Annotated in this window: 13 protein-coding genes; 3 read left to right on the top strand and 10 right to left on the bottom strand. The window is 64.5% G+C overall.

What is annotated here, in order from left to right; genetic code table 11:
• Positions 1 to 81 precede the first annotated feature (81 nt).
• The 5 genes from CH266_RS17310 to mftE all read right to left on the bottom strand — a co-directional run bounded on the left by CH266_RS17310 (position 82) and on the right by mftE (position 5,443).
• Positions 82 to 1,377: a transcriptional regulator gene (locus tag CH266_RS17310; RefSeq protein ID WP_032383544.1), complete on the bottom strand. Its 1,296-nt coding sequence runs from the start codon at positions 1,375 to 1,377 to the stop codon at positions 82 to 84.
• Between the two features lie 109 nt (positions 1,378 to 1,486).
• Positions 1,487 to 1,624 (bottom strand): hypothetical protein, encoded by a 138-nt coding sequence (locus CH266_RS25455; protein WP_167326762.1) that lies wholly within the window; start codon positions 1,622 to 1,624, stop codon positions 1,487 to 1,489.
• Positions 1,625 to 1,681: 57 nt separating this feature from the next.
• Positions 1,682 to 3,229: a mycofactocin dehydrogenase MftG gene (gene mftG, locus CH266_RS17300; protein WP_094715823.1), complete on the bottom strand. Its 1,548-nt coding sequence runs from the start codon at positions 3,227 to 3,229 to the stop codon at positions 1,682 to 1,684.
• A 3-nt stretch (positions 3,230 to 3,232) separates the two neighbouring features.
• A complete protein-coding gene (gene mftF, locus CH266_RS17295; protein ID WP_027496281.1) occupies positions 3,233 to 4,630 on the bottom strand; it encodes a mycofactocin biosynthesis glycosyltransferase MftF in 1,398 nt (465 codons plus the stop codon).
• 126 nt (positions 4,631 to 4,756) lie between these two features.
• Positions 4,757 to 5,443 (bottom strand): mycofactocin biosynthesis peptidyl-dipeptidase MftE, encoded by a 687-nt coding sequence (mftE, locus tag CH266_RS17290; protein ID WP_048319836.1) that lies wholly within the window; start codon positions 5,441 to 5,443, stop codon positions 4,757 to 4,759.
• A gap of 70 nt (positions 5,444 to 5,513) precedes the next feature.
• On the opposite strand from mftE, the gene CH266_RS17285 reads away from it, so the two are divergent.
• From CH266_RS17285 to CH266_RS17275, 3 genes are all read left to right on the top strand, one after another.
• On the top strand, positions 5,514 to 6,239 hold the full coding sequence (locus CH266_RS17285) for a GntR family transcriptional regulator (RefSeq protein ID WP_048319920.1): 726 nt from the start codon (positions 5,514 to 5,516) through the stop codon (positions 6,237 to 6,239).
• A 94-nt stretch (positions 6,240 to 6,333) separates the two neighbouring features.
• A complete protein-coding gene (locus CH266_RS17280; RefSeq protein ID WP_032386979.1) occupies positions 6,334 to 7,887 on the top strand; it encodes an NCS1 family nucleobase:cation symporter-1 in 1,554 nt (517 codons plus the stop codon).
• Between the two features lie 10 nt (positions 7,888 to 7,897).
• Complete coding sequence (locus CH266_RS17275; protein ID WP_032408036.1) at positions 7,898 to 8,629, top strand: aspartate/glutamate racemase family protein; 732 nt, start codon at positions 7,898 to 7,900, stop codon at positions 8,627 to 8,629.
• A gap of 29 nt (positions 8,630 to 8,658) precedes the next feature.
• On the opposite strand, the gene mftD (CH266_RS17270) is transcribed toward CH266_RS17275, so the two are convergent.
• The 5 genes from mftD (CH266_RS17270) to mftA are packed head-to-tail and all read right to left on the bottom strand — an operon-like array spanning position 8,659 to position 12,727.
• Positions 8,659 to 9,882: a pre-mycofactocin synthase MftD gene (gene mftD, locus CH266_RS17270; protein ID WP_094715822.1), complete on the bottom strand. Its 1,224-nt coding sequence runs from the start codon at positions 9,880 to 9,882 to the stop codon at positions 8,659 to 8,661.
• On the bottom strand, positions 9,879 to 11,057 hold the full coding sequence (mftD, locus tag CH266_RS17265) for a pre-mycofactocin synthase MftD (protein ID WP_094715821.1): 1,179 nt from the start codon (positions 11,055 to 11,057) through the stop codon (positions 9,879 to 9,881). The genes mftD (CH266_RS17270) and mftD (CH266_RS17265) overlap by 4 nt, the downstream gene beginning before the upstream one ends.
• A 12-nt stretch (positions 11,058 to 11,069) precedes the next feature.
• Positions 11,070 to 12,293 (bottom strand): mycofactocin radical SAM maturase, encoded by a 1,224-nt coding sequence (gene mftC / locus CH266_RS17260; protein WP_027496274.1) that lies wholly within the window; start codon positions 12,291 to 12,293, stop codon positions 11,070 to 11,072.
• Between the two features lie 33 nt (positions 12,294 to 12,326).
• Positions 12,327 to 12,611, bottom strand: coding sequence for a mycofactocin biosynthesis chaperone MftB (gene mftB / locus CH266_RS17255; protein WP_094715820.1), 285 nt, complete (start codon positions 12,609 to 12,611; stop codon positions 12,327 to 12,329).
• A gap of 2 nt (positions 12,612 to 12,613) precedes the next feature.
• Positions 12,614 to 12,727 carry a mycofactocin precursor MftA gene (mftA, locus tag CH266_RS17250; RefSeq protein WP_069973092.1) on the bottom strand — a complete coding sequence of 38 codons (114 nt, stop codon included), beginning with the start codon at positions 12,725 to 12,727 and terminating at the stop codon, positions 12,614 to 12,616.
• Positions 12,728 to 13,001 lie beyond the last annotated feature (274 nt).

The raw sequence follows: 13,001 nt of genomic DNA, 5'->3' as shown, positions 1-13,001 counted from the left end.
GGTGTGTGATTCAGGACACTAGGGGGTGCAACGTTGCAACTACGTTGCCGTCGTGCCGACGGCGCCGCAGCAACGGGTGCGTCAGATCCCCAGATCTCGGTCGAGGAGATCGATACGTGCGCTGACCTGGCCGTAGAGCGCTGAATCGCGACTCAACGTGGCGCGATAGGCCTCCCACGCGATCACGTCGGATCGACCGTGGATGGAGGAGGTCCACTGGGCGAGCAACACCGGATTCCCCAGCCGCACCAGCGCCGCCTGCATACGAGACCGCAGTTCTTCGCGAATTTCCTCGATGCCGGGGGCGGACGAGCCGGGCAACACCGGTCCGGTGTAGATCCGTAGAGCCGCCTCGACGTCGCCGCGGTCCAGGGCTCGTCGGATGTCGCCGACATCGGAGGACAACTCGCCGACCAATCGGTACGGCCGGGATGCGAGGCCGGCGGTACCGAAAGACTTACGCAGCCGCGACATCTCTGCGCGGATGGTCACCGAATCGAGTTCCTGCTCGTCGAGCAGGACGGCGAGATGGTCCGAACTGAGCCCCTCCGGATGATCGCCGAGCAACAGGAGGATCTCGGCGTGCCGCTGGGACAGAGGTGTTCGGCCCGAGCCGCGCACCACTCCAGGCCGGCCTGATCCGAGAACTTCGAGACGAGGAGCCGTGTCGCCCAACGATTTCGGCGAGTTCAACAGGTGCAGACGTAACTCGGACTCGGCGGCTGCGACGGTGGCCCGCACCAGCGAGAGCACCTCGGGTACGGCCACCCGCGGCCCGCCGGTGATGTCGATGGCTCCCAGGATGTGGCCGCTGGTGGGGTGATGGACCGGTGCTGCCGAGCAACTCCATTCGTGGACCGATCGCGAGAAGTGCTCGGACGCGAAGATCTGCACGCTGTGATCGACGGCGAGTGCCGTTCCCGGAGCGTTGGTCCCCTTGCTCTCCTCGCTCCAATCGACGCCCTCGGCGAAATCCATCGTCAGCGCACGGTCCTTGGCCGAGGAATCGCCCTCGACCCACAGCAGGCGGCCCTCCGCGTCGGAGATCGCAACGAGCAGACCGGTGTCGGAGGCGTCCTCGACGAGCAGTTTGCGGATCACCGGGCGGATGAGTGCCATCGGATGCCCGTTGCGATAGCGGTCGAGGTCCGGTCCGCTCAGTGCCGGTGCCTGACTACCGCCGTCCGGGTCGACACCCTTGGTTCGACTTCGCATCCACGAGTCGAGTACGACGGACCGCACCGCCGAGCCGTGAGTACGAATGTCGTCGACGAAAGATTGATGGGCACTGGACATTTGGCGCGCCAGCACAGTGACATCCTCACCGGGACGCACTGCGACCCAGGGGTTGCCGCCACTGTCCGATCGGCTTGCCATTCGACGCTTCCTCCGTGACCTGTCCACATCGTTGTAACCCAGCTCACAGGCAAGGATACAGCCGCTGTCGACGGGTGCGACCGGGGCCGGTCCCGTCGACGACGACCGGCTACTTCTTCTTGACGGCGGAAGTGATTATGTCGTTGCTGGTGTCGCCACTCGACTTCGCTCGCTTGTCGGCGCGCTTGTCCTTGAGTGATTTGCCGGATTTCTTGGTCATCGTGTTGCGGGGCGATTTGTCCGACATGGCAGAAACCCATCTGTTGGGGAACCTGAACGGTCCCCAGACCACGAACGCTACGCCTTACGCGCCGCGATCGTGCTGATCGATCAGCGCCGCGGCCCGTTCGGCGAACATGACGGCCGTTGCGTGGGGCCCTCTACTGGGCACTACCGGGAACGCCGAGGTGTCGACGACGTACACGCCGTCGATCCCACGCACCCGACAATGGTCGTCCAGAACCGACCCCGGATCAGATTCGGGCCCCATTCGAGCGCTTCCGGACAGGTGCAGCGACGTACCGAGTGGCGCGAGCGGATCTGCGATGGCGGGAACGTCCACGACCGACGCCATGGCCGGGGATCGGAGCAGGTCGACGGCGAGTTCGACCCCGTCTCGCATCGCCCGACGGTCCCGTTCCGATTCGAGGTAGTGGTAGTTCACCGTGGGAGGTGTGAACGCGTCCGCCGTGCGCAACGCGATGCGTCCTCGCGCGGTCGACCGCATCAGACCGACGCCGAACGAGTGCGGCCCCACGTCCAGACCGGGTATCAATTCGTCGAACCGCCTCGTGTACGGCCGGATTTCCACGTCGCCCGCGTGCAGCACCGCCTCGAGCGGAGACGACAACCGATCGTCGGGGCAATGTGCGGGGGAATGTTTCGGAACGAGGGGAACGGCGACCTCGGGGTGGTCGGAGAATCCGCGACCCACACCCGGACTGTCGACCAACATCGAGATACCCAGCGGGACAAGATTTTCGGGGTCACCGATACCCGACCGCATCAGCAGCGCGGGCGTGTGCACGGACCCCGCCGACACGATCACGGTATCGGCTCGGACGATTCTGCGAACTCCGCCGACGGTGATCTCCACTCCGATCACCTTGCTGCCGTTGAACTTCAACGACACCACTGTCGTATCACCCTGGATACGAAGGTTGGTCCGGTCGGCATTCGGCAGGAGGTATGCCCTGGCCGCGCTCACCCGTGTCCCGCCCAGAACGTTCGAGGGAACAGCACCGACACCGCCCGCCCCCGCATCGGGAGCATTCAGGTCCTCGCGGTAGCCGATCCCGGCGCTCGTCGCCGAGTCCACGAACGCGGCGGTCAGCCGATGCCAGGCCCGCGCGGGCGGTCGGGTTATCGGCATCGGCCCGTCCGTTCCGTGCCAGCGACGCGCGATGCCAGTACCGCCGGCGGCATCGAGGTCGTGATCGCTCTCGGAACGGCGAAAGAACGGCAGCACCTGATCGAACGACCAGTTCGATTGTGGCCACGCATCGAAGTCGGCGGGGATCGCCCGGACGAAGTAGCCACCGTTGACGGCACCCGATCCGCCGAGCACTCGGCCCCGGGTCACCGTGCGCGTGACGTCGCGGGTGAGTTCGGCGGTGTAGCGGCTCACCCACCGGCTGTCCGGACCGATGGGGAGCGTCGTCGAGTCGCCCAGGCTGCGCGGAATGTCGTCGACCCCCGCAGATGCCGGCCCGGCTTCGAGCAGCAAAACTGAGCGGTCGGGATTCTCGCTCAGTCGCGCGGCGACGACACAGCCGCACGACCCACCTCCGACGACGATGACGTCGGCGTCGAGTGGACTTCCCTCGTCGTCGGCCCGGCTTTCCCGGCGCACGGGTCAGCCGTCCAGGCGGGGCTTCAACGCCTCGATGGAACGAGCCGACAGCGCACCGCTCCACAGCCCGGTTCCGTACGCGATGTCGTCGGCGCGTTTGAAGAAGATGTATCGAACCGGATCGAGCCCGCCCAGTTCACGATGCTTGTACCAATCCGAACACGCTTCTGCCACAGCCATACCGAGCGCGATCTTCCGGATACGGCTCGACAACAACACCGCGAGCAACGTGATCGGCCAATAATGTCGACACAGCGCCGAGGCAAGTTGCCACAACCCGGCCACGAAGCCCTCGGCAGCGAGAACGGCCGCGATGCGGGTGGGCTGATCGAGACCGACGAACATCTTGCGCAGCCGAACGACCGTGACCCCGAAACTGGCGAGAGCGCCGAGCAATCCGATACGCGTCAGGCTGGCCGCGAGCAGACACGTCACCAACGTCCACGGCGACATCGCGATCGGTGGCACCATGCCCGGATGACGCGCGGACAACGGCGTGGCACCGGTGCCGTAGAACAGTTTGCGGGCGAACCATTCGACGAAAGCGACGCGGTGCTCGTGCGCCACGTGGGCCACGGGCTCGTAGCGCAGTCGCCAGCCCGCCTCCTGCAGACGCCAGCACAGATCGACGTCCTCGGCCACGTGCATCGACTCGTCGAACCCGTGGCATTCCACCGCCGCAGACCGGCGAAGCAACATGGCGGCACTGGGTACGTACGACACCGCGCTCCCTGCGCGCACCGCCGCTTCCTTGCGTCCGAGGTCGAGCGAGGAGCGGGCGTGCTCGTAGCGGGCCAGTGCGCTGCCCTCGGGCTCCAGCGCGACGATTCGGGGTGCCACCAGGCCCACCGCCGGATCCGAGAAGTGCCCGAGCATTACTTCGAGCCAGCCCTTGCGCGGCACCACGTCCGAGTCCAGAAAAGCAACGAAATCCGTTGTAGCGCAACGTAGTCCAGTATTACGTGCGGCCGCCGGCCCGCGTGAGGTCTCGTGCCGCAGCACCGTCACGCTACCCACGCTCCACGACACGGCAGGAACCGCCACCGGGACGTCGGATCCGTCGTCGACGATGATCACGTGCATGCCGTGCATCGCCGTGATCAGCCGCGCGAGCCCGGCCTCGTTGTTCTTCAGCGGCACCACGACGGTGACATCGCTCGGCGACGGAATGGACATGGGCCGCGGGTTGCCCACCCCCGAGTCGAGCAGTTTGCGCGCCACGAGGGCGGACTGCGAGTCGGTCACCTCGATGAAACCGTCACCGATCATTGCCGCGGCCGTCGGTGCCAACGTGAGCATCCGCATCGGTGAACCACCGATCAGAACGCGTCCCTCGGAGAATGTGCGTACGCGTGGATCCACTCGCACCCCGAAGCCGTCAGGCAACCGACCTTCACCCATCAGGGCATCGTAAGCGGACAAACGGTCGGTGTGTCGGCCACCCGGTAAATCGGTCGGAACATACCTGCTCCCCGTTTCTGTTCGAGGCCTCGAACAGGCTTTCCGCCGGTTCTGTACCGCGATCGCTCACACGATGACGCCGTGCGGGGACGGACTCCATCTCTGCACCGCACCCAGCACGCGTTCCCGCAGTTGCTCGAAAATGAGCCGTCCCTCCTCGGCGGTGGCCCCGAGGGGATCGCCGAGCACACCGTTGGCCGTGACGGGGGCCAGGCCACCGGCGCGCAGCTCGGGCAGTAGAGCCGCGATCTCGGTGGTGTTTCCCGGTGCCGCTTTCGTCATGTCGACCACATCGGCCGAAAGATGCAGCAGCAGCGATGTTTCGGTGCGTCCGGCATGCGCGTCCGCTCCCGGCACCGAGCACGGGAACCATACGACGTCGCGCCCCTCGTAGCGCAACAGCGTCACCGCCGAGCGCAGGGTGGGACCGTTGCCGCCGTGGCCGTTGACGAAGACGACCCTCTCTGCCCACCGACACGCGGAGCGTCCGTACTCCACCAACAGCGCCTCGAGCGCGGCGGACCCGATGGACACGGTGCCGCCGAAACCCTCGTGCTCGCCGCTGGAGCCGTACGCCACCGCGGGTGCCACGAGAGCGTTCGGAACCGTTCGCGCGACGGCGTCGGCGATGCGTGTATCGGTATCGAGAGGTAGGTGCGGCCCATGTTGCTCGAGCGAACCGACCGGAACCACGAGGAGCTTCGGTCCGACGATGTCCGGCCAGTACTGGGTACCGAGCGTGTCAGTGGCCATGGGTGCAGATGCTATCGGACGGAACCGAGCCGTCACGCGGACGAAACACACGGCCGATAATCTTCGATTCGTGCCACCCCGCCGTCGGTCGATATTGCTCTCGCAATTGTCCATATCGGCACCGGGTGGCCCGCAGCCGACAATTCTGGACGAGCTCCGACGCGTCATCCTTGCCGGTGACGCTCCTCCGAATACACCCATTCCGATAGACGAGGTCGCGGAATTGTTCGGTGTGAGCCGCATTCCGGTACGCGAATCTCTGAAGACTCTGATCGGCGAGGGATTGGTCGACCATCGACCCAATCTCGGCTACCGAGTGGCGCAGCTGACAGCGGCTGAACTGCGCGAAATGTACATCGTGCGTGAGGTTCTCGAAACTGCCGCACTCCCGATCGCGGTAGAACAGGCCACCGATGCCGATCGCGAGCACCTGATCGAGATCAACCGGCAGCTCGAGGCCTCGTTGACCGAGGACGACTCACGCGAGTACCACCGCCTCTCTCGCGAATTCCACCTGTCGCTGACCCGGCCTTCGCGGATGCACCGACTCCTGCACATGCTCGAATCCGCCTGGAACATCACCGAACCCGTGCAACCGATGGTGCATGTCGCCGGATCCGATCGGGCGTCACTGCACGACGACCACGCCGACATGATCGCCGCCTTCCTCGATCGCGACTCCGACGCACTGTTGCGCGCTGCCCAGCACCATCACACGCGCCTCAATTCGGTCATTTCGACATTGTCGAACGATCACGGATTGTTTGCCGATCCACCCACGGAAACGCCGGGCTGAAGATATATCGCTCACGTCACGAGGGCGCAATACTTCGCCGCTAGCTTTTCCCCATTCACTCGTTCCATTCATTGCCCGGCCGTCAGGAGCATCGATGACAGATACAGCGCACGGTCCCGCCCAAACGGGAGATCTCGTGGAAGCCGCGGGCCACCCCGTCGGTGGAGGCCTGATCAAGGACAGTTACGACCCACGGCTGACCAACGAAGACCTCGCTCCGCTGAAGAAGCAGACCTGGACCTCCTACAACCTGTTCGCTTTCTGGATGTCCGACGTGCACTCGGTGGGTGGTTACGTCACGGCCGGCAGCCTCTTCGCACTCGGGTTGGCGAGCTGGCAGGTGCTGATCGCGCTGCTCGTCGGCATCACCATCGTGTACTTCTTCTGCAACCTCGTCGCCAAGCCGAGCCAGGTTTCCGGGGTGCCCTACCCGGTCATCTGTCGCAGCGTGTTCGGCGTCCTCGGTGCCAACATCCCCGCCATCATCCGCGGACTGATCGCCGTGGCCTGGTACGGCATCCAGACGTTCCTGGCATCGGCAGCCCTCGACATCGTGTTGATCAAGCTGTTCCCGTCACTGGCCCCGTACGCCGTCACCGCCGACTACGGCTTCGCCGGTCTCTCCCTGCTCGGTTGGGCCAGCTTCCTGTTCCTCTGGGTCGTTCAGGCAGCGGTCTTCTGGCGCGGCATGGAATCGATCCGCAAGTTCATCGACTTCTGCGGGCCCGCCGTCTACGTCGTGATGTTCATGCTGTGTGGCTACCTGATCTGGAAAGCAGGCTGGGGCGCAATCGATCTCAACCTCGGCGAGGTCGAGCACACGGGCCTGAGCTCGATTCCGGTGATGCTCGGAGCCATCGCCCTCGTGGTCTCGTACTTCTCCGGCCCCATGCTCAACTTCGGCGACTTCTCCCGCTACGGCAAGTCCTACTCCGCGGTGAAGAAGGGCAACTTCCTCGGCCTCCCGGTCAACTTCCTGGTCTTCTCGATCCTGGTGGTCGTCACGGCATCGTTGACGCTTCCGGTATTCGGTGAGCTGATCACCGACCCGGTCGAGACCGTCGCTCGAATCGACAGCACGTTCGCCATCGTTCTCGGTGCACTGACGTTCACGATCGCCACCATCGGTATCAACATCGTCGCGAACTTCATCTCCCCCGCGTTCGACTTCTCCAACGTCAGCCCGCAGCGCATCAGCTGGCGCGCAGGCGGAATGATCGCCGCCATCGGCTCGGTGCTGATCACCCCGTGGAACCTGTACAACAACCCCGACGTCATCCACCTGACCCTCGAAACTCTGGGCGCATTCATCGGACCACTGTTCGGCATTCTGATCGCCGACTACTACCTCGTCCGCAAGCAGAAGGTCGTCGTCGACGAGCTGTTCTCGATGTCGACGACGGGTCTGTACTGGTACTCCAAGGGATACAACCCGGCTGCGGTGTACTCCACCATCGTCGGCGCGCTGGTGGCCATGTTCACCGTGCTGTTCAACGGAGCCATCGACGGCATGCAGATCGCCGGAATGTCGACGGCGTCCAAGTACAGCTGGTTCATCGGATGCGGCATCGGATTCGCGATGTACTTCTACCTCGCAACGCGGACCAAGCTGGCCGTCACCAACTTCGACACTCCAGTGAAAGCATAGGATCTCGCACGTGCTCATCAAGGTCATCAATCCGAACACCACGAGTTCGATGACCGCAACGATCGGTGACTGTGCCCGGGCCGTAGTCGGCCCGGGCACGGTCGTCGATGCGGTCAGCCCATCCATGGGACCGGTGTCGATCGAAAGCCACGTCGACGAAGCCCTTAGTGTCCCAGGCATTCTCGCCGAGATCGCCCGCGGCGAGGCCGCCGGGGTCGACGGCTACGTCATCGCCTGTTTCGGCGACCCCGGCATCGACGCGGCCCGCGAGCTCGCATCGGGGCCCGTCATCGGGATCGCGGAAGCGGCCATGCATGCCGCGAGTTTCCTCGGCCGCGGTTTCAGCGTCGTCACCACGCTCGCGCGCACGATCGGACGGGCACAAGATTTGGCCGACCATTACGGCTTCGGACGGCAGTGCCTCGGCATCCATGCGTGCGACCTGCCCGTCCTCGATCTCGAAACCGACCCCGACGCTCGCAAGATCGTCACCGAGGCCTGCCGCATCGCGGTAGAGACGGACGGTAGCGATGCCGTGGTCCTCGGCTGCGCCGGTATGGCCGATCTCTGCCGACACATCTCGTCCGAAATCGGCGTACCCGTCGTCGACGGGGTTGCAGCGGGAACCTTGTTCGTGCAATCCCTCGTCACCCTGGGACTCGGCACCGGCAAGCGTGGAGAGTTCGCGACTCCTCCGCCCAAGCTGTACACCGGCATGCTCGACGGATTCAGCAGGGCCTGAGCGTCAGCTGCGCTGGCTTGGCGATCGAATCAGCTCCTCGGTTCCGTATCCCGGGCTCCGATCGGCGTCGGATATTCCAAACCAGGGAGCTGATTCGCTCGGGTGAAGTCATGCGGTGCAACGACGTCGGTCGGTTCGAGGGTGTGTATCGACGAGTGTCCGAGGCCGAGGACCGCCGAATCCAGGCCACCGCGCAGGATGTCGAGCACGTTCTCCACACCGGCCTGACCGTTCGCGGCGAGACCCCACAGATACGCCCGCCCGATCAGCACCGCCCGCGCGCCGAGGGCGAGTGCTTTCGCGACGTCGCTGCCCCGCCGGATCCCGCCGTCGAGGGTGACCTCGACCTGATCGCCCACTGCCTGGGCAATCGCCGGCAACATCCGAATCGACGCCGGCGAACCGTCGAGATTGTTACCACCATGATTAGAGACAGAAATAGCGGTGCACCCGGCATCGACGGCCCGGCTCGCGTCATCGACCCGCCCGATGCCCTTGAGCATGAACGGACCGTCCCACTGCGCGCGTAGCCACGCGATGTCCTCCCACGATGGCAGCGGGGTGGACATCCACTCCCGATACGCGGCGAAGAACGTCGGCGCGGGTTTTCCGGGCTCGGCGAGATTGGGTGCCGTCAAATCCGGGAACATCCCCGACCTCGCCCACCGCGCCAGCCACCGCGGCCGCACCAACACTTCGGGTGCCAACCGGAGCATCGCCCGCGCGTCGAGGCGTTCGGGTATCACCGGGCTCCCCCAATCGCGGCCCTCGGAGAACGACCAGTCCATCGTCACGATCAGCCCGACCGCCCCCGCAGCACGCGCACGATCGAGCATGTGCGCCAACAACTCCCGCGAACCCACCCAATGCACCTGAAAGAACGTCTGCGGATTCGCCGCCACGACGTCCTCGATCGGTTTGCTCGCGAACAACGACAACCCCATCGAAACACCGCGCGAAGCTGCCGCCCTCGCGACCGCGACCTCCCCGTCGGGGTGCACGGCTTGCACACCCGTCGGGGAGATCATCACCGGGAATGACAGCGGTTGCCCCATCAGTGTCGTCGACAACTCCCGCGAATCCGACAGGTCGGCCACGTGTGGGGCGAACCCGAGCTCGGTGAAGGCAGCGGTGTTGTCGCCCGCCGTCAGACCACGTTCGGACCCCGCCATCAGTGCCGAATACACCGATGCCGGAAGTCGTTTACGCGCTCTCCGTTGCGCTTCGGCGACAGTCTCGAACCAGTCGGTCACACACCCAGCTTCCGGTCGAATCCGGCGGGCATCACCACATCCGACGGTGACAGATCGTGCACCGAGGTGTGCCCGAGCCCCAACACCGCGGAATCGACTCCCCCACGCAGGATGTCGAGCACGTTCTCCACCCCGGCCTGACCGCCGGCCGACAGACCCCACAGGTACGCCCGACCGATCAACACCGCCCGAGCACCCAACGCCAACGCCTTCACCACATCGCTGCCGCGCCGGATGCCGCCGTCGAGGGTGATCTCGACCTGATCGCCGACGGCCTCGGCGATCGCGGGAAGAGCGCGGATCGGTGCCGGGGTGCCGTCGAGATTGTTGCCTCCGTGGTTGGACACCGAGATCGCCGTGCAGCCGGCGTCGACAGCCCGCTTCGCATCATCGACCCGCATGACTCCCTTGAGCATGAACGGCCCACCCCACTGCTCCCGCAGCCACGCCACGTCCTCCCACGTCGGGAGCGGAGTACCCATCCATTCCCCGTACGCACCGAAGAACGTCGGAGCAGGACCACCCGTCGGCGGCGTCAGGTTCGGGGTCGTCAGATCCGGGATTTTTCCGGTCTTGGCGAACTCCCACAACCACTTCGGACGGGTGATGCCCTCGGGAGCGAACTGCGCCATGGCCTTGAGGTTCATCTTCTCCGGGATCGATGGACTGCCCCAGTCGCGGCCGTTCGAGAACGACCAATCCAGGGTCATGATCAACCCGACCGCCCCGGCTGCGCGGGCCCGCTCCATCCGCTGCAGCAGTACCTCCCGCGAACCCACCCAGTACATCTGGAAGAACGTCTGCGGATTCGCTGCCGCGACCTCCTCGACGGACTTGCTGGCGAACGAGGACAACCCGATCGGAATACCCCGCGCCGCAGCAGCTCTCGCCACCGCTACCTCACCATCCGGATGCACTGCCTGCACTCCCGTCGGGGAGATCATCACCGGAAACGACAGTGGTTGTCCCATCACCGTCGTCGACAAGTCACGCTTGTCCGACAAACCCGCCACGTGCGGGGCGAAGCCGAGCTCACCGAACGCCGACATGTTGTCGTCGACCGTGATCCCGCGCTCCGAGCCTGCTACCAGCGCGGCGTACACGGACTTCGGTAGACGTTTCTTCGCCTGCCGCTGCGCTTCGGCAACGGTCTCGAACCACGCACTCTTCGCCATAGCTTTGTGTTCCTATTCCATTCCTGCGAGCGGGTTCTCGTCGCAGATCTTCGTCGGCGGACGCATCATCAACGTCAGCGGCACCGACTTACGGGGAGTCTTGCGCTGACCGGTACGCGAATGATCGACACTGGACTTGGGGATCTCCCCCGCCGCTGCCAACGCCATTTCACCGTTGCCGATCACGCACTCGGGATCCGGACCGTCCATCGGCAGACCGGTGAAGAACTTCGCCGCCATACACCCACCCCGACACGCATCGAAATGAGCACACTTGGTGCACGCACCCGAGGTCTGCGGAGACCGCAACTCCTGGAACAACTCCGAGGTCTGCCACACCGATTGGAAACCGCCCATACCGTCTTTCGCGTCTCGGACGATGTTGCCGGCGAGGAAGTTCTCGTGAATGGCGAACGGGCACGCATACACATCACCGATCGGATCGATCAAACACACCACCCGCCCCGCACCGCACAGGTTCAACCCCGGCAGAGCGTCACCGAACGCCGAGAGGTGGAAGAACGAATCGCCCGTCAACACACCCTCACCGTTCGCAACGAGCCAGTTGTACAACTCGCGCTGCTGACCGGCCGTCGGGTGCAGATCGTCCCAGACATCCGCGCCGCGACCCGACGGCCGCAGTCGTGTGATACGCAGTGTGGCAGCGTATTTGTCGGCCAGAGCTTTGAAGTCGTCGAGCTGACTCACGTTGTGACGGGTGACGACGACGGAGATCTTCGCATCCCGGAACCCGGCCTCCTTCAGATTCTCCAACGCCCGGCACGCCATGTCGAACGACCCCGGACCACGGACCGCGTCGTTGACCTCCGCCGTCGCGCCATCGATGGAGATCTGCACATCGACGTAATCCGACGCCGCCAGGCGCGCGGCCACCTTCTTGTCGATCTTGACTCCGTTGGTGGAGAACTTCACTCCCACCTGATGCGCCGTCGCATAGTCGACGAGCTCCCAGAAATCGCTGCGGACCGTCGGCTCACCGCCACCGATGTTGACGTAGAACACCTGCATCTTCTGCAACTCGTCGATGATCGACTTGCACTGCTCGGTACTCAGTTCGCGCGGGTCACGACGACCCGACGACGACAGACAATGCACACACGACAGATTGCAGGCGTAGGTCAACTCCCACGTCAAACAAATCGGAGCATCGAGACCGAGCTCGAACTGATCGACCAATTTCCCTACCGGAGCTGGTCTTTCGAGGGTGGAAGTCATAGGGGCCGTCCTCTTCTACGAATGGGTCAGGTTCTACGGGCGAGTGATCATGTTCGAGTCCGCCAACGTCTCGAGCGCTCTCACGTAGGGAGCCGATGCCGAATCGCTGATCCCTACGGCCGCGATCGCCGACCGCATATCCCGGTGGTCGGGAAGGGACTCGATGATCGCCACGATCGTGCGGTTCTTCAGAAACGACAGCTTGCGGGTCCCGAAGTGGTAGAGCAGCGCCCCGAACGACTCGGGACGCAGCGCCACCTGCGGATGCAACACCCACCGCACGTCCAGATCGAGCGTGTTCTGCACAGCAGTGGTCATGATCAGTACACGCCGCACATGCCGTCGATCGAGACTTCCTCCACCAACGACTCCTCCACCAGATCGGACTCGACGACCGACGTACCGACCACAGCGTTCTCACTCTTCTTCGACATCTGATTCCTCCTACGAAATCTGTTCGGCCACAATCCGATCGACTGTGTTCAGGATCACCACGCTAACGGCCGTCGAGGTTTCCGACGGGTCATGGCGCAGGAACTGGTCGGCCGTCGCGATCAACCGTCCAGATGGGTAGGTACCGGCCCGTCCGGCCTGCGGGGTGAGCGGCGTCCGAGCGGACCGACCAGCGGTCGATCCGAGTTCTGCCGCGGTTCGCTGTGGAAAGCTCACCTCAACAGAGGGTCACAGCAGAAACGACAGAAGAAGACT

The organism is Rhodococcus sp. 06-1474-1B, assembly GCF_002258885.1.
Lineage (GTDB): Bacteria > Actinomycetota > Actinomycetes > Mycobacteriales > Mycobacteriaceae > Rhodococcoides > Rhodococcoides fascians.
Note: the sequence above shows the minus strand (reverse complement) of the source record. Positions and strands in the feature narration are given on the sequence as shown.

What these genes read in the sequence shown, in the direction of transcription:
- mftF (WP_027496281.1), bottom strand. Translation starts at nt 4,630, where the DNA reads ATGGGTGAAGGTCGGTTGCCTGACGGCTTCGGGGTGCGAGTGGATCCA.
- mftD (WP_094715821.1), bottom strand. Translation starts at nt 11,057, where the DNA reads ATGGCGAAGAGTGCGTGGTTCGAGACCGTTGCCGAAGCGCAGCGGCAG.
- mftC (WP_027496274.1), bottom strand. Translation starts at nt 12,293, where the DNA reads ATGACTTCCACCCTCGAAAGACCAGCTCCGGTAGGGAAATTGGTCGAT.
- CH266_RS17280 (WP_032386979.1), top strand. Translation starts at nt 6,334, where the DNA reads ATGACAGATACAGCGCACGGTCCCGCCCAAACGGGAGATCTCGTGGAA.
- mftE (WP_048319836.1), bottom strand. Translation starts at nt 5,443, where the DNA reads ATGGCCACTGACACGCTCGGTACCCAGTACTGGCCGGACATCGTCGGA.
- CH266_RS25455 (WP_167326762.1), bottom strand. Translation starts at nt 1,624, where the DNA reads ATGTCGGACAAATCGCCCCGCAACACGATGACCAAGAAATCCGGCAAA.
- CH266_RS17310 (WP_032383544.1), bottom strand. Translation starts at nt 1,377, where the DNA reads ATGGCAAGCCGATCGGACAGTGGCGGCAACCCCTGGGTCGCAGTGCGT.
- mftA (WP_069973092.1), bottom strand. Translation starts at nt 12,727, where the DNA reads ATGTCGAAGAAGAGTGAGAACGCTGTGGTCGGTACGTCGGTCGTCGAG.
- mftB (WP_094715820.1), bottom strand. Translation starts at nt 12,611, where the DNA reads ATGACCACTGCTGTGCAGAACACGCTCGATCTGGACGTGCGGTGGGTG.